This window comes from Phenylobacterium sp. (assembly GCF_004297125.1).
GTDB lineage: Bacteria > Pseudomonadota > Alphaproteobacteria > Caulobacterales > Caulobacteraceae > Phenylobacterium.
Genome location: NZ_SCVD01000026.1, coordinates 82,911 through 103,164, shown reverse-complemented (window position 1 = coordinate 103,164; position 20,254 = coordinate 82,911). Strand labels below are relative to the sequence as shown.

Here is a 20,254-nt window from a genome sequence, read left to right as displayed (position 1 = left end):
ACCAAATATCGCACGATGTTTGCAGTTTCGCGACTGTGGGCCATCGGTCCGCGCCTTCGATCGGGAAAGCCGTCCGTCAAGGTAAGGAGCAGCGGAGTGGAAGGAGCGGCGGGCGTCCCGTCCTTCGCCCCGTCCTCAAGGTCACTTGGTCAGGGCTCTTCAGAGAATTTCGGCGTGAGAATCCGGCGGTGTCACGCGGGTGTCGTGGCTCGCTGCTTTAACAGGCTGGTTCATACCAGTTGGGGCGAGGCGCACTCATGTCAAAGCGATATTCGGTTCGAGCCAAGGGCCCGAATCTCAAGAGCTTCCTGCTGGGCACCGTGGCGGTGCTGGCCGTCGGCGGCTCATCGTCCGTAGCCCTCGCACAACAGGCCTCGGGGGCCGCGGTCGACGAGGTGGTGGTCACCGGCTACCGCAAGTCGCTGGGCGACGCGCGCGACGCCAAGCGTGAATCGGTCATCCAGAAGGACGTGATCGTCGCCGAGGACATGGCGAAGTTCCCGGAACTGAACCTGGCCGAGTCGCTGCAGCGCCTGCCGGGCGTGCAGATCAACCGCGAGGCGGGCGAGGGCCGGCGCATCTCGCTGCGCGGCCTCGGCCCGGACTTCGCCCGCGTGCAGCTCAACGGCATGGAAGTGCTGGGCAACGTCGACTCCGCGCAGGACAGCCGCGGCCAGCGCTCGCGCGACCGGGCTTTCGACTTCAACATCTTCGCCTCGGAACTGTTCTCGCGGGTGGAGGTCGAGAAGAGCTTCGAGGCGGCCCAGAACGAGGGCGGCATGGCCGGCACCGTCGGCCTGTTCACCGGCAAGCCCTTCGACTACGCGCCGGGCATGAAGGGCGCCCTGACGCTCAAAGTGGGCACCAACCAGTACACGGAAGACACCCAGCCGCGTGTCGCTGCGCTGTTCAGCCAGAACTGGGACGACACCTTCGGGGTCCTGGCCTCGATCGCCTATGGCAAGCGCAAGACCACGGAGCAGGGCCACAACACGTACAACTACACCCGGGCGAGCGCCTCGACCCTGCAGGGGCTGGTCACCAAGGGCCTCGACATCTCCAAGCTGAGCGCCGCGCAGCAGGCCAAGTTCCTGTCCGGCGATCTGTACTTCGCCGACGGCAACCGCATCTCGTCCTGGAACGCGGAACTGGAGCGCCTCGGCGTGACGACCGCCGTCCAATGGAAGCCGACCGACAATCTGCAGTTCACCCTCGATGGCCTGTATGGCCAGTTCACCACCCACCGCAATGAACTGCACCTGGCGACCCGGCCGCTGGCCTCCACCGGCTCGGTCGCGTTCGACACCGCGGCCGGCGCAGTCTGGCCGGCCGCCTTCCGCACGGCGTCGGTGATCAACGATCTCCAGTGGGACAAGGACAACTACGTCACCCGGACCGACGTCACGGGCACGACCTTCGGCAGCGAGCATCGGCGGTCGCTGAACAAGGGGCGCTTCAAGCAGATCGCGCTGACCGGCAAGTGGGATGCGACCGAGCGCCTCTCGATCGACGGGCACGTCGGCTGGGAGAAGTCGACCTACAAGACGCCGTACGACGACAAGTTCTACATGCGGGCCAAGGGCAACCTGATCGCCGACTACGGGGCCGACGGCCGTTCGGCGTCGTTCCAGTATCCGAACTGGGATCCCGCCAATCCGGCCAACTACGCCATGGATTCCTTCTACTACCGCAGCTTCAACAACCAGTCCGAGCTGCACGAGGGCGTCGTGAACCTGAGCTACGAACTGACGGATTCGCTGACCTTGCGGGCAGGGGTCGCCTACCATCGGTTCACCCAGGGCGGCATCGACATCTTCTATGACGACAACGTCAACGGAACCCGGTCCAAGACGCGAGGTACTTCGGTCGGCGACATCACCTCCGTGTTCACCAACGACTTCGGCTCGTGGTTGATCGGCGACTACGCCAAGGGTTTCGCGAAGTACCGGGAATACCATCGCCTCGGCCCCAACGTCGACGGGACGGGCGGGGCGCTGCAGGACATCGAGAACGTTTACAAGACCACGGAAGCGACGGTGTCCGAGTACGCCCAGCTGGACTGGGACACCGAACTCTCGGGCATGCGGCTCCGCGGCAATATCGGCCTGCGCGGCTACAGCACCGACACCCGCAGCGTCGGCTGGATCCAGGGCGACAGCTACGCCTATCTCGGCACGACCGAAGTGGAAGGCAGCTATTCCGGCGTGCTCCCGGCCCTGAACACGGTGCTGGAACTGACGCCGGAAGTGCTGGTGCGCTTCTCGGCCACGAAGAACCTGAACCGGCCGGGCCTGGGTTCGATGGCGGCGGAAGGCAGCGCGTTCCAGGATCCGGACTCGGGCGAGATCACCGCGTCGCGCGGCAATCCCAACCTCAAGCCCTACAAGGACACCACGCTGGACCTGTCCGTGGAGTACTATTTCGGCCAGGTGGGCCTGCTGTCCGCCAGCGTGTTCCACAAGCGCATCAAGAACTTCATCGGCTCCGAGACCCTCGAGAACATCCCGTTCAGCCAGACGGGCATCCCCATCACGGCCATTCCGGGCGCGACGGGCGCCAGCATCGTCTCGGAGTTCACGATGCCGGTGAACATCGCGGGCACGAACAAGCTGACCGGCCTGGAACTGGCGGGCCAGACCCAGTTCTCGTTCCTCCCGGCGCCGTTCGACAACATGGGTCTGGTGGTTAACTACACCTATGTGGACGCCCCCAAGGCGATCACGGGCTTCTCGAAGACCAGCTACAACGCCACGCTCTATTACGAGACCGACCGCTGGGGCCTGCGGGGCTCGCTGAGCCACCGTTCGCGCTGGTACACTGGGCGCAGCGACGATCTCATGAGCGCCAGCACGCGCGGCTTCGAGGGCTCCACCTATGTGGACGCCTCGGCCTTCTTCAACGTCACAGATACGCTCCAGGTCTCGCTGAACGCGATCAATCTGACGAACGAGAAGGACACCCAGTTCTGGGGACAGAACCGCTACCTCTACAATCAGAACCAGAGCGGCGCGACCTACCTCGCCGGGGTCAGCTACAAGTTCTGAGGCGACCGCGTATCGCAGCTATGCGCCCCGCCTCTCGATGAGGCGGGGCGCCTTTCCGGGGTGTCCTGAGGCGTGATCGTTTCCCACCGCCACCGCTTCATCTTCGCCGCGGTGCCCAAGACCGGCACCCACGCCGTGCGACAGGCCCTGCGCGAGCAGCTGGGCGAGGAAGACGTCGAGCAGGTCGGCCTCTTCGTCAACAAGCGCTTCCCCTGGGAGGATCTGGCGGCCATCCGGCATGGCCACCTGGCCCTGACGCAGGTGCGCCCGTACCTCGGCGAGGAGGCCTTCAGCGACTATTTCAAGTTCGCCTTCGTCCGCAATCCGTTCGACCGCTTCGTCTCGTACTGCGCCTTCATGCTGCGCGACGGCGAGGTCTTTCAGCAGCGGTCGCGCGACGTGATGCGCCACTTCCTGTTCGAACAGCCCCCTGAACACCACATCCTGTTCCAGCCCCAGGCCTCGCTGCTGGTGGGGGCGGATGGCGAGACCCTGCTGACCGACGGGATCGGGCGCGTGGAGGATATGCAGGGGTCTTACGACGCGATCTGCGACCGCATCGGCATCCCCACCCGCCGGCTCGATCGCGTCAACGGCAGCCGGCGCGGCGACTATCGTCGCTACTACGACCAGGTTCTGATCGACGGCGTCGCCGCACGCTACGCTCAGGATCTGGACCTGTTCGGCTACACGTTCGACGGCCTGCAATGAGCGCCGTGTCTCCCGGGCCTGCCGCCAACCCGCGCAAGACCACCAGCGTCCGCAAGCTCGGCCCGGTCGATATCGCCGCGCTGCAGGCGGCCGTCCTGGCGATCCCCGAGGACGTCTGGGACGCGGAGAACGCCAGCAAGCCGAACAGGTTCGAGGTGCTGGACGAGACGCGCCACATCGTCTTCCGCTTCATCGACAGTCCCCGCGACTGGCGCGGGTCGCACGATCGCCGGGCCTGGCCCGAATGGCGGAGCCTGCTGGAACCGGTGCTGGCGCAGGCCGTCCGCGACTACGGCTATGCGCGGGGCGTGTTCCCGCGGGTGATGCTGGCCAGGATGCCGCCGGGCGGGGTGATCCACCCGCACATCGACGCCAACCCGGCGGCGAAGTGGCCGCACAAGATCCACGTGCCGCTCTCCACCAACCCCGGCGTGGTGTGCTTCTTCGGCGGCGGCGAACACCATTTCCCGCCCGGCCACGCGGTGGAGGTCGACAACCTTGGCCCGCACTGGGTGCGCAACGGCGGCGACACCGACCGCGTCCATCTGATCTTCGAGTACTACGACGCCGACCAGCCGGACCCGGACTGGCTGGAGCCGTTCCTGCTGGCTGGCGCGGCGCGATGAAATCCTCCGCCGAACCCGGCGATCGCGACGCGCTGTTGCAGGCAGCGAGGGACCTGCGTTCGCATCAGCGTATCCCGGACGCCCTGGCTGCGCTCGCGCGGCTGGAGGCGCTGCATCCACGGTTCAGCCGCCTCTATCAGGAGCGCGGCCACTGCCAAGTCCTGCTTCGGAACGCCCCGGCGGCGGTCGAGGCGCTGCAGGAGGCGGTTCGCCTCAACCCCACGCTGCCGGCGTGCTGGGACATGCTGGAGCAGCTTTACCGCATGGCGGGCGACGCCGCGCAGGCGGCCGTGGCGGCGCAGCATCTGGCCGCGCTCAGGCAGTTGCCGCCGGAGGTGGTGGCGGCCAACAGCCTGTTCGCCGATGGCGACCTGGCGCCGGCGGAGGAGGTCATTCGGGACTACCTGCGGAAGGATGGCGACAACGTTGGCGCGCTGCGCCTGCTGGCGCGCATCCGAAGGGATCGCGACGCGCCGGGCGAGGCCGAGGCGTTGCTGAAGTCGGTGGTGGAGCGCGCACCGGACTACCACGCCGCGCGTCTGGACTACGCCATGGTGCTCCTGCAGCAGCAGAAGCACCTGCAGGCGCGGCAGGAGGCCGAGCGCCTGCTCGAACATGAGCCCCACAACCGCGAGTACCTCAAGCAGTACGGCGCGGCGTGTATCGGGCTGGGCGACTACGAGCCGCTGATCGCGCTCTATGAGACGCTGCTAGCGGGCCAATGTCAGTCGGAGGCTGAGGTCGCCGACCTGCGCTTGTGGCGGGCGAACGCCCTGAAGATCACGGGGAGGCGGCAGGAGGCCGTTGCGGACTACCGCGCCGCCCTGACGGCGCGGCCGGACTATGGCGTGGCCTGGTTCAGCCTGGCCAACCTCAAGACCCATCGCTTCACCGACGACGACATCGCGCGCATGCGCGGCGTGGAATCGCGGCCCGGCGTCCAGGATATGGACCGGGTCTATCTGTGCTTCGCGCTGGGCAAGGCGCTGGAGGACCGGCGCGACTACGCCGCCTCCTGGGAACTCTACGAGCGCGGCAATGCGCTGCGGCGCGCCGCCAGCCGGCATCGCCCGGAGGCGGCGGAATCCTGCGCCGTTCGATTGAAGCAGGTGTTCACCGGCGACTTCTTCGCGGCGCGCGCCGGTTGGGGCGTGGACGATCCGGCGCCGATCTTCGTCCTGGGGCTGCCGCGTTCGGGCTCGACACTGATCGAACAGATCCTGGCTTCCCACCCGCGCGTGGAGGGGACGCAGGAGCTCACCGAAATCGACCGGTACGCCGGCGAACTCTACGGCCGCGATCCGGACTGCGGCTTGCCGCTGGACCCTGACGCAGTGCGCCGCCTGACGGCCGGGGAAGCCCGGGCGCTGGGCGAGCGCTTCCTCGTTGAGACCCGGACCTATCGCAGGCTGGGCAGGGCGTTCTTCATCGACAAGGCGCCGAACAATTTCTGGCACATCGGCCTCATCCACCTGATCTTGCCGCGGGCGAAGATCATCGACGTGCGGCGCGAGCCGATGGCGTGCGGCTTCAGCAACCTCAAGCAGCTGTTCGGCGGCGCCAACCAGGAATTCGCCTACGACATGGACCATGTGGCGCGCCACTATCGGACCTACCTCGGCCTTATGCGCCACTGGGACGCCGTCCTGCCGGGACGGGTGCTGAGGGTGCAGTACGAGGACGTGGTCGAGGACCTGGAAGGCAGCGTGCGGCGCATGCTCAAGCACTGTGGGCTGCCCTTCGAGCCGGCCTGCCTGGCGTTCCACGAAACCCGGCGCAGCGTGCGCACACCCAGTTCCGAACAGGTCCGCCAGCCCATCGGTCGGGAGGGTCTGGAGCAATGGCGGTCCTATGCGTCCTGGCTCGCGCCGCTGGAGCACGCGCTGGGCGATGCCTTGACGGGTTACAGGATCTGAACCATGCGGCTGTCCCGCCCCTTCTTCCAACTCCCCGTGCTCTTCGAGGTGGAGCGTCTGCAGGCCGAGGTCGCGGCCTTGCCGGCCGAGGCGTGGGGGCCGCACCCGGACCGCGTGCCCGGCAACAGCGCCGCGCGGCTGATCAGCGCCGGAGGGGCTGAGACGGACTCCGTCCACGGGCAGATGCTGCCGACCCCCTGGCTCGCGGACATGCCCTACCTGCGCCAGGTCCTCGCGGGGTTCGGCGTGGTCTGGAGCCGGTCGCGGCTGATGCGTCTCGCCCCGGGCGCGGGCGTCCCCGAGCATGCCGACATCAACTACCATTGGCATACGCGGGTGCGGCTCCACATTCCGATCTTCACTTGGCCGCAGGTGCGATTCCACTGCGACGGGCAATCCGTGCACATGGCCGCGGGCGAGGCCTGGATCTTCGACAATTGGCGCCGGCACCACGTGGAGAACGGGGCCGACGCGGCGCGCATCCATCTGGTCGCCGACACCAGCGGCACGGCGGCGTTCTGGCGGTTCGCCTGCGGGCAGGCGCCGCCACGCGACCAGTGGCGGACAGTCGGCTGGGACCCCGGGATCCGTCCGCAACTGCTCACCGAGGGCGATCAACGCTCGCCGGTCATGCCTGCCGCCGAAGTCCAGCTGCTGGTCGATGACCTGCGCGCGGAGCTGGCGCTCGCCACCGACGCCGCCGAAGCCCGGGAGCGCGCCGCGCGGTTCAGCGCCCTGCTGGAGGACTTCGTGTTCGACTGGCGCCAGCTCTGCGCGCTTCATGGGGCCGGCGGGCAGGGGCGGCCGGACTTCCAGCGCCTGGCTCGCGCCGCGCATGAGGCCGCGAAGCCGCTCGCCGAAGGGCTCGTCATGCGCACCAACAACGCCAGCGCGCTGCTGGTGCTCGAGAAGCGCGTGCTACAGCATCTGGTCGCCGGCGAGGTCACGCCCTGAACGGGGGCGGAGCTAGATCCTGTTCGCGCGATCGATCTGATTTCGAAGCAGCGCGCGATAGGTTTCGAAGCCGGCCACGTCGGCGTCCGGGGCTTTGCCAGCCTCGTCGTAGCCGCGCAGCCGCAGGGCGGCCTGGGCCGCCGGCTTGGCCAGGAACGCCGCAATCTCGCCCTCGCTCATCGGGCCGCCCTGCAGCGCCAGACTCTGCAGCGACGCCTTGCTGAGGCCTTCGAGATAGGCGGGATCCACGGCCACCCGGTAGCGCTTGGCCGCCACGTGCAGACGGATCGGCTCCGTCACCTCGGGGCCGAACGCGCGCCCGAGATAGCCGGCGCCGATGTGCTCGTGGCGCGTATCGACGCCGAGGTCGGCGGCGTTCTCGCCGGCCTTCTGCATCATGTGGCCGACATCGTGCAGCAGGGCCGCGGCGATCAGGGCCGGCGGCGCCCCGTCGAGCTTGGCGTGATGCGCCGTCTGCAGCGCGTGTTCCAGCTGGCTGACGTCTTCTCCATAATGGAGGCCGCCCAGCCGGGCGAAGAGGTCGGCGAGTTCGGCCACGAAAGCATCGGCCGTGAGACGAGAGGTCATTGCGTATCCGTGACGCCAACTTCACTGAACTGCGCGTGGTTGGGGTGCGCGCAGAATTGGTATAGACCAAATATGCCCGATCTTTGGCGAAACTTTCGTGAAGCGGGATCGCAGGCGAGATGCCCGTCAGCGGGTGATCCCGTTTGTTGACCTCGACCTAGCGGGCTCCCATCCTCGCGAAGGGCGGTGTTGGACCGCCGACAGGTCCCTCCGATGCAGCAGCCAGACATCCTCCAGTATCTTGGAGTCCGCGACGGAATCGCCGAGCGGATCGGCGGCGGCGAGCTCAAGGCCGGCGAGCGCCTGCCGTCGGAGCGCCAGTTGCAGGTCGGCGGCGGCGTGGCGCGGGGCACCGTCCGGGAAGCGCTGTTCCAGCTCGAGGCCGAGGGGCTGATCTACCGGAAGGACCGGAGCGGCTGGTACGTCTCTCCTCCGCCTGTGGTCTACGACCCGACCCGCTGGGAAGGCTTCATGTCGTACGTCGAGGCGCAAGGGCGACGACCGGCGACCGAGACGCTCAGCAAGACCGAGATCGCCTGCGACGGTATGCTGGCGCAGATCTTTTCGCGCCCGGTCGGCGCGCCGATGTACTGGATCCGCCGCCGCCGTTCGATCGACGACCGCGCCGTGCTGATCGAGAGCATCGTCGTCGATGCGTCCCTGGCGCCGGGTCTGATCGACCACGATCTCGACGGCTCGCTGACCAGCGTCCTGAAGTCGATCTACGGCATTGGCGTCGCGCGCAACAAGGTCGACATGCGGCCCTGCGCCCTGATCCGGGGCGAGGCCGAAGCCCTTCGGGTGAAATCTGGCCTGCCCGGGCTCAGCGTGGAGCGTACCTGCTACGATGCGCAGGGGCGCGTGGTTGAATTCGACCGCGAATACTGGCGTCACGACGCCCTGAAGGTCAGCGTCGACATCCGCGTCCGCTGACGCAGTCCATCCGTCACCGAACCGCCATGCAAGTGGTATAGACCACACGCCTCACCCTGGGGGCGTCAATTTGAGTTCAGGTCCGCGCCGCTGGCTGGAGCAGGCCAACCCCGCGGCCTTTACCCTGTTCGCGGGCCTGGCGGGCTTTTGCGCCTACTTTTCCATGTACGCGTTCCGCAAGCCCTTCGCGGCGGCGACCTTCGGCGAGGTGGACGGCTGGACCTTCGCGGTCGACTACAAGATCGCGCTGGTGCTGGCCCAGGTGGCCGGCTACGCCGCCTCCAAGCTCATCGGAGTCAAGGTGATCTCCGAGATCGCGCCGGCGCATCGCGGCGCGGCCATTCTCGGGTTGATCGGCGCCTCCTGGCTGGCCCTCCTGGCCTTTGCGGTCGTCCCGGCGCCGTGGAACGTCGCGGCCCTGGTCCTGAACGGCCTGCCGCTGGGCATGATCTGGGGCCTGGTGTTCGGCTTCATGGAGGGGCGGCGCACCTCGGAGGTGCTGGGCGCCATCCTCTGCGCCAGCTTCATCCTGTCGTCCGGTGTCGTGAAGTCGGTCGGCAAGTGGCTGATGGTCGACCTCCATGTTTCGCCGTTCTGGATGCCAGCCGCCACCGGGGCGCTCTTCATGCCCCTGTTGGCCGTCTCGGTCTGGGCCCTGGTTCAGTTGCCGCCGCCCAGCGCCGCCGACGAGGCCGCCCGCGTGCGTCGCCAGCCAATGGACCGCGCCCAGCGCCGCGCCTTTCTGGCCGCCTACGCGCCCGGCGTCGTGCTGCTGGTCATGTCCTACGTCCTGCTGACCGCCTTCCGCGACTTCCGCGACAACTTCGCCGCCGAGATCTGGACCGCCCTGGGGTTTGGCGAGGCGTCCGGCGTCTTCACCGCAAGCGAGCTGCCGGTCGCGGCCATCGCCCTGGTGGTGCTGGGCGCGGTGATGTGGGTTCGCGACAACCTGCGGGCCCTCCTTGTGATGCACGGGATCATTCTGGCGGGCTTCCTGGTGCTGGGCCTCTCGACCCTGGCCTTCCAGGCTCAGCTTGTGGCCCCCCTGGTCTGGATGATCCTGACGGGCGCCGGCCTCTACATGGCCTACACGCCGTTCAACGCCATGCTGTTTGATCGGATGATCGCCTACAGCGGCCGGATCGGCACGGCGGGATTCCTGATCTACGTGGCCGACGCCTCGGGCTATTTCGGCAGTGTCGCCCTGCTGATCTGGCGCAACTTCGCCAGGGTTCAGCTGGACTGGCTGGATTTCTTCATCGCCAGCGCCTACGCGACGAGCGCCGTCGGCGCGGTGTGCACCGTGATGGCCGGAATCTACTTCCTGCGCCGCCGTCGGACAGGCGACGCCGCCGCGTCGGTGGCCGCCGCGCAGGATGCGCTCGCCTGATATTGCGGGACTGACGGCTTGGCCTGGAACGGCGCAAGTCAGCCTGGTCACCCGCGATAAGGCTGATCCATGACCGCCATTCCGCCCATGGCGGGATCGCTGATGGTGTCCACGCCCATCTCCAGTCGACCCGCCAAGCGGCGCAGGTAGCCGCCGGCTTCGATCGACACATCGTACCAGCCGCCGGTGGCCGTCACGCGCAGGTCCTTGCGGCCGTCGCCCGCCGGCGGCAACGTCATCTTCCAGGGACGGAAGGCCCTCTCATAGGCGTTTGGCCTGGCGGCCAGGGTCCTGGCCGCGCCACCGGGATTGCGCAGGGTCAGGCTGATCAGGCCTGCGGTCGGAGATGTCACGACGCTCAGGATCGGATCCTCGCCTGGAGCCCCTCCAATGAAGTGTCGGTGGAAGCCGTTCGGACCCAACACCCACAGGTCGTAGGCCCCGCTGGGCCAGGCGTCGCGGGCCTGCTTTCCCGGCTCGACAGTGTAGCGGCGCGGCGGCAGGTCGAGGCGTAGCCGGTCATAGACGTGGAAGACCGCCGCCTGCGATCCGTCATTGCCGAACGTCAGCGTCAGGCGGCCATCCTGCCCGCCCTCGTCCACGCGCAGTTCGTAGGGCAGGCCGCGCGAGGGGCGGGTCCCTGTCGCCTGCATCGGGACCGTTGGTTCGGCCGGGGTCGGCGGCACGGTGGTGGCCTTCAGCGCCGCCGCCCGACCCGCGAGGGCCTGGGTGGTGGGCAGGGTGCGGCCGAAGGGCGTGTCGTTCGGAGTCTTGAAGTCGAAGGCGCTGGTCAGATCGCCGCAGACCGCCCGCCGCCAGGGTGAGATGTTGGGCTCAGTCACCCCGAACCGCGCTTCCAGGAAGCGGATCACCGAGGTGTGGTCGAAGACCTGCGAATTGACCCAGCCGCCGCGGCTCCAGGGGGACAGCACATACAGCGGAACCCGAGGGCCAAGGCCGTACGGACGGCCCATGAGTTCGTCCCGTTCGGCCGAGGCCTCGGTGGGATTGCGCACCAGATGATATTCGCCCGCAGTGTCGACCGTCGAGGCGCCCAGGACCGTTCCGTCCGCGGCCTTGCAGGGCGGGGCCGGCGGCGGGACGTGATCGAAGAAGCCGTCGTTCTCGTCGAACATCACCAAGAGCACGGTCCGCGCCCAGACCTTGGGGTCGGCGGTGAGGGCGTCGATCACCCGGGCCGTGTAGTCAGCGCCCTGGGCGGGACTGGAAGGGCCGGGGTGTTCGGAATCGGCGGCCGGGGCGACGATGTACGACACCTGCGGCAGGGCTCCGGCCAGCACGTCCTCGCGCAGGCCGTCCAGCTTGCGGGTGGACAGGGCCAGCGCCGCCAGGCGTGGGTCCGACCCCGGCAGGGCCGCGTGGCTGTCGCGATAGGCCTTGAACCCGGCTGTGGGGTTGTCCGTGAAATTGTCGGCCATGTCCTGGTAGATGCGCCAGGTCACGCCCGCCGCCAGCAGCCGCTCGCCATAGGTCGTCCAGCGATACGGGTCGGCGGCGCCCCCATCGGCGACAAGGCTGTCGTGGCTGTTGGAGATCGAGGGACCGCCATGCCGGCCGGACGGATCGTTGGTCCCCGTCCAGAGGAACAGACGGTTGGTGTTGGTGCCGGTCTGGGTCGAACAGTGATAGGCGTCGCAGATCGTGAAGGCGTCCGCCATGGCGTACTGGAACGGGATGTCCTCGCGGCGGTAGTAGCCCATGGCGCGTTCGGTCTTCGCGGCCGGCCAGCGGTTCATGCGGCCTTCGTTCCAGGCTGCCTGGGCGTCGGACCAGCCATGAGGCGTACCCTCGACCCGCATGTGGGCAAAGGTCGCGACGGTATCCAGAGGGAAGGGCGAGACCAGCGGCGGGCCGCCCTTTCCCGTGTCGTTGACCTGCGTCCAGACCGTCTTTTGGCGAACGCCCGGGCTGTCGGGCCGCGGGATCGGGAAGCGGTCGCCAAAGCCACGGACGCCGTTCATCACGCCGAAATAGTGATCGAAGGCCCGGTTCTCCTGCATCAGGATCACGACATGCTCCACATCCTTGAGCGTGGCGGTGCGCACGTCCGCATCGATGGCCAGGGCGTTGGCGACGGCGGGGGGCAGGGCCAGTGCTGCGCTCGCGGAAAGCAGGAAGGCGCGACGATCGACTGCGGGCATGGAGGAATCCGGAAGGTCAGGTGGCCCCTCTCTAGCGGCGTCATATGTCCTTGAGGCGACAGACCGCGCCGGCGGCGTCGCCCTGACGGGGGTCGTGTTCCGGGAGGTCGCCCCGTTGCGTCCGACGCAATTGCCTTTGCGATCATTGCGTTCGACGGGTTTCCGCGCGCCGCCGATAAGCCCCGCGAAACGGCGGGGGGACGGTATGCGCAAGAGCTGGATGATGGTCGCTGGGCTGGCGGCTTTGGCCGAGCCCGCGTGGGGTCAGGTGGCGGATCCGTCGCCCGGTGTCGCGGAGCTTGTGGTGGTCGGCAGCCGGGGCGCGCCTCGCCTGGCCACCGAGACCGCCGCGCCGGTGGACGTGCTGTCCGGGGCCGAGGTCGCCGTTCGCGGGCACAACGACCTGACCAAGGTGCTGGAGTTCCTGTCGCCGTCGTTCAACTACCCACGCTCGTCGTCCGGCCCCTCGGTGGCGGGCGCCCGGCCGGCGACGCTCAGAGGGCTCAGTCCCGACCAGGTGCTGGTGCTGGTGAACGGCAAGCGCCGCCATGCCTCCTCGATCATCACCTTCAACAACGGCGCGTACCGGGGCGCGGTGCCGGTGGACTACAACACCCTACCGGTCACCGCGATCGGGCGGGTGGAAATCCTGCGCGACGGCGCGGCCGCCCAGTACGGCTCGGACGCGATCGCCGGGGTGGTCAACATCGTGCTGCGCGACGACGCGGAGGGCGGCCAGGCCTCGGTCCAGTATGGCGAGACGGAGCGCGGCGACGGCCAGACCATCATCGTCACCGGCCGGCAGGGGTTCCGGCTGGGCGACGGGGGCTTCCTCACTGTGACGGCCGAGGTCCGGGACCGGGGCGACACCAACGCCGCCGAGGTCGATCCGCGCTTCGGCCGGATCACCTCGACCTTCGGCGACCCCCAGACCACTGACGTCGACGTCACCACCAACGCCGAGCTGCCCCTGGCGGGCGACGCCCGGCTGTACGGTTTCGCCACCTACGCCCGACGCGACTCCGAAATGAGCCCGCTGTTCCGGGCGCCCACCGTGGCGCCGGCCTTCTATCCCAACGGCTTCCTGCCGATCGTCAACCTGGACCTCCGCGACGTAGGCGCGACCGTCGGGGCGCACGGGACGCTGGCCGGCTGGACCTGGGACCTCTCCGAGACCTACGGCCATTCCAAGGGCGACTACCGGGTCTCCACCAGCGTCAACACCTCGCTGGGCGCGGCCAGCCCGACGCGGTTCTACGGCGGCGGCGCGCGCTATTCGCAGAACCTTATCAACCTGACCTTCGATCGGGCGTTCGAGGTGCTGTCGGGCGCCCACTTCGCCGCCGGGCTGGAGCACCGGCGCGAGGCCTACCGCCTGGTCTCCGGCGACGTGGCCTCCTACACCCTGGCTGGCGCGCAGGGTTTCCCAGGCTTCAACCCGCCGACGCCGGTGGACGTGGATCGCCATGCGGTGAGCGCCTTCCTGGACGGCGAACTCAGCCTGGCCGAGGGCCTCGATCTGGGCCTGGCCGGCCGCTACGAGGACTACAGCGACTTCGGCGACAAGGCGTCGGGCAAGGCGTCGGTATTCTGGCGGCCGCTCGCCCTGGCCGCACTCCGGGCCACGGCCAGCACCGGTATCCGCGCGCCGTCCCTGCAGCAGCAGTTCTTCTCCACCGTGACCAGCCAGATCAACGCGGGCCAGCTGCAGAACGTCGGGACCTTCGCGGTCAACGATCCCATCTCCATCGCGCTGGGGTCCAGTCCGCTGAAGCCCGAGGTCTCGACCAGCTATTCAGGCGGGGTGGTGGTGACCCCCGGCCACGGCCTGACCTTCAGCCTCGACCTCTTCCAGGTGGACATCGACGACCGCATCGCGCTCAGCGAGAACCTGCAGGGGGCGGCGGTCACGGCCATCCTGCGGGCCAACGGGGTCACCAACGCCGCCGCCGCCCGCTTCTTCACCAATGCCGCCGACACCCGCACCAAGGGATGGGAGGCGACGCTGCGCTGGGACGGCGCCGTGGGCCCCGACGCGCGCCTGGCGCTGACCTTCGGCTACGGCGCCTTCGACACCGACGTGCGGCGCCAGGCGACCAATCCGGTGCTGCCGGGGAGCCCGCTGCTGGGCCCCGGCTCCATCGACCTGACCACCGACGGCCAGCCCAGGAGCAAGGCGCTGCTTAACGCCGAACTGACCTGGGCGGACTGGCGGTTCATCGGCGATCTCACCCGCTTCGGCGCCTACCGCACCACCTCGCCCCTGGGCGGGGCGAACCAGGTGATCGAGGGGGCCGCCTCGCTGGACCTCTCCGTGGCCTACCGGCTGCGCGATCGCTTCACCCTCCAGGCCGGGGTGCTGAACGCCACCGACGCGTATCCGGACCGCCTCGTCGGCGAGGCGACCGGCCGGCCGTTCAGCGAGTTCGACCCGCTGGGGGTCAACGGGCGCGAGTACTACGTGCGTCTGACGGCGGAGTTCTGACCATGACTCCGTTTCGCGCCGTCGTGCTGGCTGGGGTCGTCGCCCTGAGCTTGGCAGGTCCCGCCACTGCCTGGACCCGGCCGGGCCACATGGTCACGGCGGCCATCGCCTATGACGAGATCCAGCGGCTGCGGCCCGACCTGCTGCCGCTGATCGCCTCGATCCTCGACGCCCATCCCGACCGCGGGCCGTTCCAGGTTGCGGTGGACCGCACCACCGGCGCCGAGCGCGCCCGGCGCATGTTCCTGCAGTGCGCCCGTTGGCCCGACGACGTACGGCTCACCGACCAGGATCATCCCGCCTGGCATGGCGCGCTGTGGCCGGTGGTGGCCGCGGACGCCCCGGCGGAGGTCCGCGCCCGGGCCGCCCGTCGCGGGGACACGCCCGCGGGCGAGGCGCTGCCGGCCCTGGCGCTTAACTACGCGGTCCTCGCCGATCCTGGGGTCACGCCCGCCGAGAAGGCGAAGGCCATGTGCTGGGTGCTGCACGTCACCGGCGACATCCACCAACCTCTGCATACGGCCGAGCTCTTCTCGGCGGCCTATCCCACGGGCGACAGGGGCGGCGGCCGGCAGTTCGTCCGCGATCCGTTGGGGGGTGGACCCATCAGCCTGCACTGGCTGTGGGACGACAGCATCAGCCGCTCCGGCCTCCCTGCCGAGGCCGAGCGCCGCGCCCGCGAATTGGAGGCGCTGCATCCGCGGGCCGGGTTCAAGGCTCTGGACGCTGTCGGCGCCCCGCCCAGGTTCGCCGCCTGGGCCCGCGAGGAGAGCTATCCGCTGGCGGTCTCGTTCGCCTACGCCGCCGGGCTGGCGACGGCTCCGACGGAAGCCGCGGCGCCGGCCGTGCCGGAGGCGCACTGGCAGGCCCTGCGCCGTCATGCCGAGGCGCGGGTCGCGCTCGCCGGCTATCGCATCGCCGACGTGGTGATCGCCGCCCTGGACGCCGCGGCGGGATCATAGGCGAACGCCGCCCCGCAGGCGGCGGCCTCCGCCGGCTCCCGGCACGCAGCGGCCCGGCCCGCACGGGCCTCCTCGGCCAGCCAGCGCCACATGGCCGCCACCGCCGGCGACCGCAGGCGGCTGGCGCGGCCCACCAGCCGGTAGCCGCCGGGATACCGCGCCGAGGGGAGGCCCAGGCTCACCAGGCGGCCCGACTTGAGGTGGGAAGCGACCGTTACGCCCATGCCCGCCGCCACGCCCCAACCCGCCGCGGCCGCCTCGTAGAGCGCATAGGCCATGTCGAAGGTGTCGCCGGAGCGCAGGGGGCGGCTCTCGGCGCCTGTCGTCTCGGCCCACCACGTCCACATGTCCGGCGCTTGCGCTGGCGCCAGCAGCCGCTGGCCGGTCAGGTGCGCGCGGCCCTCGCGAAACGCCGCCGCCACCTCGGGCGAGGCCACGGGTGCGACATGCACATCCAGCAGGTGTTCGGTGTGCAGCCCGGTCGCATCGACGTCGGAGGCGCAGACACCCAGGTCGGCGGCGCCCGAGCGGATGGCCTCGGCCGTCCGGGTCGTCTGGATCGCGACCTCAAGGTTGGGCGCGATGTCCCGGAAGCGATGCAGGCGCGGGATCAGCCACGACACCGCCAGGGAATGCGACAGCGAGAGGGTCACCTTCTCGACGACCTGCCGCCCGCCCAGCTCCAGCGCCGCCTGGATCATGCTGCGGTAGACAGGCTCCAGCGTTTCCAGGCATTCCTGCCCGGCTGGGGTGAGGCGCATGCCCGCCGGCGCGCGGTCGAACACGTCGCGTCCCACGAACAGCCGGAAGGCCTGGATCCTTCGGGAGAAGGCGGCTGGACTAAGCGCGCACCGCTCGGCGGCCACCCGGAAACTGGGCGCCCGCGCGGCCTCGATGAACGCCTCGATCACCTCCAGGCGGGGAATGCGCCGCGTCATGATCGTCGTCTCCGCGCCAGTGGGGTGGGAGACTACCGGCCGAGCGCCGCAACATCGTGACAGTCGATGAATGATGGGGCCACCGCCGAGGCCACGGCGGGCCGAGTCCAGGACTACCCGCCGGCGAGCGAAATCCTGCGCCGCATCCTGGCGGGCCTTGCCCACACGGTCGCCCGGCCGGACGCCCGGGTTGTCAGGCGGCGACGCGTCGCCGGCGGCGCAGCATCGCCCCGCTCGCGCCCAGGCCGAGGATCATGGTGGCCCAGGTCGCGGGTTCGGGCGCCGCGCCGGGGTTGATGGCGCCAATCCGTTCGAGGACCACCTGGTCGAAGATCGGGTCGTTGTTGCCGTAGTTGGTCGACGACTTGAGGACAAAGCTGAGGGTCGTCGATCCCCCCGTCGCGATGTAGGGGTCCACGGTCGCCACGGTGAACGCTTTGCGGAAGTACCCGCTGTCGTCGGCGGTGATTGTGAAATCCTGGGTGAAGGCGCCGAGGTTTAGGGTGAACACCGTCGAACATCCCGGGCAGTTCTCGCCTGTGTAGCCGAACGACAGCTGGTAGATGTCACCGGCCGTGGTGGAGACCGTCTGGCCGATGCCCTCGCCCACCGACAGGAACCCGTTGCTGGAGGCTCCGCCCGTCACATAGACGTAGTCGCCGTCGAAGGCCGGCAGGCCCAGGGTGGCATACGACAGAACGCCCTCGGTGTGACCGATGTTGAACCAGCCGGGCGGGGTGGTGAAGGCGCTGGTGGACTCCTCGAAGCTGCCATTCTGGATCAGATTGGCGGCTTGGACCGCCGCCGGCAGGGCCGAAAGGGCCACGATCATCGTCAGCAGTTTCCGCATACTAAGCTCCCCTGTGCAGGACGGGTGACGGCGACAACTGGTCGCGAGAAGAATTCGGTAACACCGGTTCTTCGCCTTAGAAATTGGACCGAGGCCCCAAGACTAGTCCTAGGACCACGACGACTTGATCGATCGCGTTTCTGTCTTGGATTGCTGCGGCTTCTCTGGGAGATTGGTCCCAGATAGCCCAGCGAGGGGTGCGTGCCGTCGACCGATCGCGAACAGGCGGAGCTGATCCGCGCCCTCTACGGGAACATCCCCGCCGGCGCCCTCGTCACCCTGTTCGCCGTCGTCGTCCTGGGCGGCGGCATCCTTTACATGGCGCCCGAGCGCCTGGCCCCGATCCAGGTGTGGTTCGCGGTCAGCGCGGCGGTCTGCGCCGCGCAGCTCGGCCTCTGGGCGTGGCGACGCAGCGGAACCTGCGTCGAGCGACGCTGGAGAACCTGGGAGCGACGGCTGATGGTGGCCTGCCTCGCCGACGGCGCCCGCTGGGGGGGAGCGACGCTCTGGCTGGCCGCGCCGGGCGCGGCCGACCAGCAGGTCTGGGTCTGCATGATCTGTGGCGGAGCGGTCTGCGCCTCGGTTGCGTCCCTGGGCAGCTACGCCCGCGTCTACTACTGCCTGCTGTTCCCGGCGATGGTCCCCTACATCGTCTGGGCCGCCTTCCTGCCCGACCCGAGCTACTGGGGCGTGGCGCTGCTGGGCGCCATCCTGACCTGCGCCATCGCCTGGCTGAGCCATCGCCAGAGCCGAGCGTTCGCCGAGGCTGTGCGCCTGAGGTTTGAGAACCTCGACCTGGCCGGACGGCTCGCCGAGCAGAAGGCGCTTGTCGAGCGCGCTTATCTCGCCAAGACGCGGTTCCTCGCCGCCGCAAGCCACGACCTGCGCCAGCCCATGCACGCCCTGGGCATGTTCGTCGCGGCCCTAAGTCGCCTGCCGATGGCCGCGCACGGCCAGCGCCTCACCCGCCAGATCGCCGAGACAGTGGACGCCATGGGTGACCTGTTCGGCAGCCTGCTCGACATGTCCCAGCTCGACGCCGGCCTGATCGCGCCGGAGCGCGAGGCCTTCCCCGTTGGCCCCTTGCTCGCGCGTCTCTGCCGTGAGCAGGCTCCCGAGCTGACGAAGCGGCCCGTGACCCTGACCCTCGTGGCCTGCCGGGCGACCGTCGAGACCGATCCGATCCTGCTGGAGCGCATCCTGCGCAACCTGATCGCCAACGCCGTGCGCTACACCGCCCGCGGGCGGATCCTGGTCGGGTGCCGTCGGCAGGCCCGTCGGCTATCGGTGCAAGTGTGGGATACCGGCCCCGGCGTCCGGTCCGAGGATCACGAGCGGATCTTCGAGGAATACTACCAGCTCGGCAACCCGGAGCGGGACCGGGCCAAGGGGCTGGGGTTGGGCCTGGCGATCACGCGACGGCTCTCGACCCTGTTGGACTGCCCCGTCGAGTTACGCTCGTGGCCAGGCAAAGGTTCGGTCTTCAGCGTCAGTGTTCCGGTGGTCGCCGAGGCCGCCCGCACCCCCGCTCTCAAGGCCGCCGTTCCTCCGATGCAGGACGGATTGATCTTCATCATCGACGACGAGCCGCTGGTGCAAGAGAGCATGGCCGAACTGCTCGGCGGCTGGGGCTATGAGGTGCGGGTCGCTGGATCGGCCGAGGATCTCCTGCGTTGCGCCGATCCGGCGCGCCCTCCCGACCTGCTGATCTGCGATTGGCGCCTCCGCGGCGGCGAAACCGCCTTGGCCGCCATCGGCCAGGTGCGCGAGGCAGGGTCCCCGACGCTGCCTGTGCTGCTGATCACCGGCGACACCGCGCCGGACCGCCTGCGCGCAGCGCACGCCACCGGCTTCGTCCTGCTGCACAAGCCGGTCTCGCCGGGCAAGCTGCGCGCGGCGGTGGGCAATCTGATCGCCCAGTCGCGGCCCGACCTGACGTCGGTGGCCGCGGTCAAATGATGCCGGCGGCGCGGGCCGATTGGACGGCCTGCTGCCGATCACTGACGTCCAACGCGCGCAACACACCGGTCATGTGCGCCTTGATGGTCTTCTCGGTGATGCCCATGCGATGCGCGATCGCCTTGTTGGACAGGCCCTCGCCAAGATAGCGGAGTACTTCGGACTGGCGCTCCGTCAGGTCGCTGAAGCTGGCGGGCGGCGGGACCGGCCCCGCGACAATGGGATGCGCCGTCCGCTGCATGAGCGAGGGCACGAAGGCCTCGCCCCGCATCACCAGCGATAAGGCCATGAGTAGGGTGTCCGCCGAGGCGGACTTGGGCACATATCCCAAGGCGCCGACAGCGAACGCCTGGCGCGCCAGGGCGGGATCGTCGGCGGCTGTCAGCACGATGACAGGCAAGGCTGGGCGCGCGCGGCGGAACTCGCGAAGGGCGTCCATACCGTCCATGCCCGGCATCGAGAGGTCGAGGAACACGGCGTCGAGATCGCCATGCCGCGCGGCCAAGCGCAGTCCTTCGGCGCTGTCACAGGCCTGGAGCAGCTCCGCGCCCGGAACCTCACGCTCGAGCAGGGCCAGCACGCCCTGCCGCACCAAGGCATGATCGTCGATGATCATCAGTTTCATGGCGCACTCGGACCTTGCCCATCGCCATCGGAGCTCAACCGAGAATATAGGGCGGCGACGCCGCGCGGGGCTAGCCCGTGCGCCTGGGAGGCGAGCGCACCTAAGGACGTG

15 protein-coding genes are annotated in these 20,254 nt (G+C 69.0%); 10 read left to right on the top strand and 5 right to left on the bottom strand.

Annotation, left to right across the window (positions count from 1 at the left end; translation table 11 throughout):
• The first annotated feature begins 257 nt into the window (after positions 1 to 257).
• From EPO51_RS19355 to EPO51_RS19335, 5 genes are all read left to right on the top strand, one after another.
• A complete protein-coding gene (locus EPO51_RS19355) occupies positions 258 to 3,044 on the top strand; it encodes a TonB-dependent receptor (RefSeq protein WP_293353618.1) in 2,787 nt (928 codons plus the stop codon).
• A 72-nt stretch (positions 3,045 to 3,116) separates the two neighbouring features.
• Entirely contained in the window at positions 3,117 to 3,755 is a 639-nt protein-coding gene (locus EPO51_RS19350) for a sulfotransferase family 2 domain-containing protein (RefSeq protein ID WP_293353616.1), read from the top strand.
• Positions 3,752 to 4,381 carry an aspartyl/asparaginyl beta-hydroxylase domain-containing protein gene (locus EPO51_RS19345; RefSeq protein WP_293353614.1) on the top strand — a complete coding sequence of 210 codons (630 nt, stop codon included), beginning with the start codon at positions 3,752 to 3,754 and terminating at the stop codon, positions 4,379 to 4,381. The genes EPO51_RS19350 and EPO51_RS19345 overlap by 4 nt, the downstream gene beginning before the upstream one ends.
• Complete coding sequence (locus EPO51_RS19340) at positions 4,378 to 6,297, top strand: sulfotransferase (RefSeq protein ID WP_293353612.1); 1,920 nt, start codon at positions 4,378 to 4,380, stop codon at positions 6,295 to 6,297. Before EPO51_RS19345 ends, EPO51_RS19340 begins: the two co-directional genes overlap by 4 nt.
• Before the next feature lie 3 nt (positions 6,298 to 6,300).
• Entirely contained in the window at positions 6,301 to 7,251 is a 951-nt protein-coding gene (locus EPO51_RS19335; RefSeq protein WP_293353610.1) for an aspartyl/asparaginyl beta-hydroxylase domain-containing protein, read from the top strand.
• Between the two features lie 12 nt (positions 7,252 to 7,263).
• Here the strand turns inward: EPO51_RS19335 and EPO51_RS19330 are convergent, their stop codons facing one another.
• Complete coding sequence (locus EPO51_RS19330) at positions 7,264 to 7,839, bottom strand: HD domain-containing protein (protein ID WP_293353609.1); 576 nt, start codon at positions 7,837 to 7,839, stop codon at positions 7,264 to 7,266.
• A gap of 213 nt (positions 7,840 to 8,052) precedes the next feature.
• Here EPO51_RS19330 and EPO51_RS19325 point away from each other — a divergent pair, with 213 nt between their 5' ends.
• Together EPO51_RS19325 and EPO51_RS19320 are read left to right on the top strand one after the other, a co-directional pair.
• Positions 8,053 to 8,772: a UTRA domain-containing protein gene (locus EPO51_RS19325; RefSeq protein WP_293353607.1), complete on the top strand. Its 720-nt coding sequence runs from the start codon at positions 8,053 to 8,055 to the stop codon at positions 8,770 to 8,772.
• A gap of 70 nt (positions 8,773 to 8,842) precedes the next feature.
• On the top strand, positions 8,843 to 10,162 hold the full coding sequence (locus EPO51_RS19320) for a DUF5690 family protein (protein WP_293353605.1): 1,320 nt from the start codon (positions 8,843 to 8,845) through the stop codon (positions 10,160 to 10,162).
• Between the two features lie 47 nt (positions 10,163 to 10,209).
• Here the strand turns inward: EPO51_RS19320 and EPO51_RS19315 are convergent, their stop codons facing one another.
• Positions 10,210 to 12,324 carry a phosphocholine-specific phospholipase C gene (locus EPO51_RS19315; RefSeq protein ID WP_293353603.1) on the bottom strand — a complete coding sequence of 705 codons (2,115 nt, stop codon included), beginning with the start codon at positions 12,322 to 12,324 and terminating at the stop codon, positions 10,210 to 10,212.
• A gap of 205 nt (positions 12,325 to 12,529) precedes the next feature.
• Here EPO51_RS19315 and EPO51_RS19310 point away from each other — a divergent pair, with 205 nt between their 5' ends.
• Entirely contained in the window at positions 12,530 to 14,809 is a 2,280-nt protein-coding gene (locus EPO51_RS19310) for a TonB-dependent receptor plug domain-containing protein (protein WP_293353601.1), read from the top strand.
• 2 nt (positions 14,810 to 14,811) lie between these two features.
• Positions 14,812 to 15,771: a S1/P1 nuclease gene (locus tag EPO51_RS19305; RefSeq protein WP_293353599.1), complete on the top strand. Its 960-nt coding sequence runs from the start codon at positions 14,812 to 14,814 to the stop codon at positions 15,769 to 15,771.
• Here the strand turns inward: EPO51_RS19305 and EPO51_RS19300 are convergent.
• Positions 15,717 to 16,709, bottom strand: a complete 993-nt coding sequence (locus EPO51_RS19300) for a LysR family transcriptional regulator (RefSeq protein WP_293353597.1) — start codon at positions 16,707 to 16,709, stop codon at positions 15,717 to 15,719. The two genes, EPO51_RS19305 and EPO51_RS19300, sit on opposite strands and share 55 nt — an antisense overlap.
• Before the next feature lie 193 nt (positions 16,710 to 16,902).
• Complete coding sequence (locus EPO51_RS19295; protein ID WP_293353595.1) at positions 16,903 to 17,559, bottom strand: PEPxxWA-CTERM sorting domain-containing protein; 657 nt, start codon at positions 17,557 to 17,559, stop codon at positions 16,903 to 16,905.
• A 201-nt stretch (positions 17,560 to 17,760) separates the two neighbouring features.
• Between EPO51_RS19295 and EPO51_RS19290 the strand changes: the two genes are divergently transcribed.
• Positions 17,761 to 19,518, top strand: a complete 1,758-nt coding sequence (locus EPO51_RS19290; protein ID WP_293353593.1) for an ATP-binding response regulator — start codon at positions 17,761 to 17,763, stop codon at positions 19,516 to 19,518.
• On the opposite strand, the gene EPO51_RS19285 is transcribed toward EPO51_RS19290, so the two are convergent.
• A complete protein-coding gene (locus EPO51_RS19285; RefSeq protein WP_293353591.1) occupies positions 19,511 to 20,143 on the bottom strand; it encodes a response regulator in 633 nt (210 codons plus the stop codon). The two genes, EPO51_RS19290 and EPO51_RS19285, sit on opposite strands and share 8 nt — an antisense overlap.
• Positions 20,144 to 20,254 lie beyond the last annotated feature (111 nt).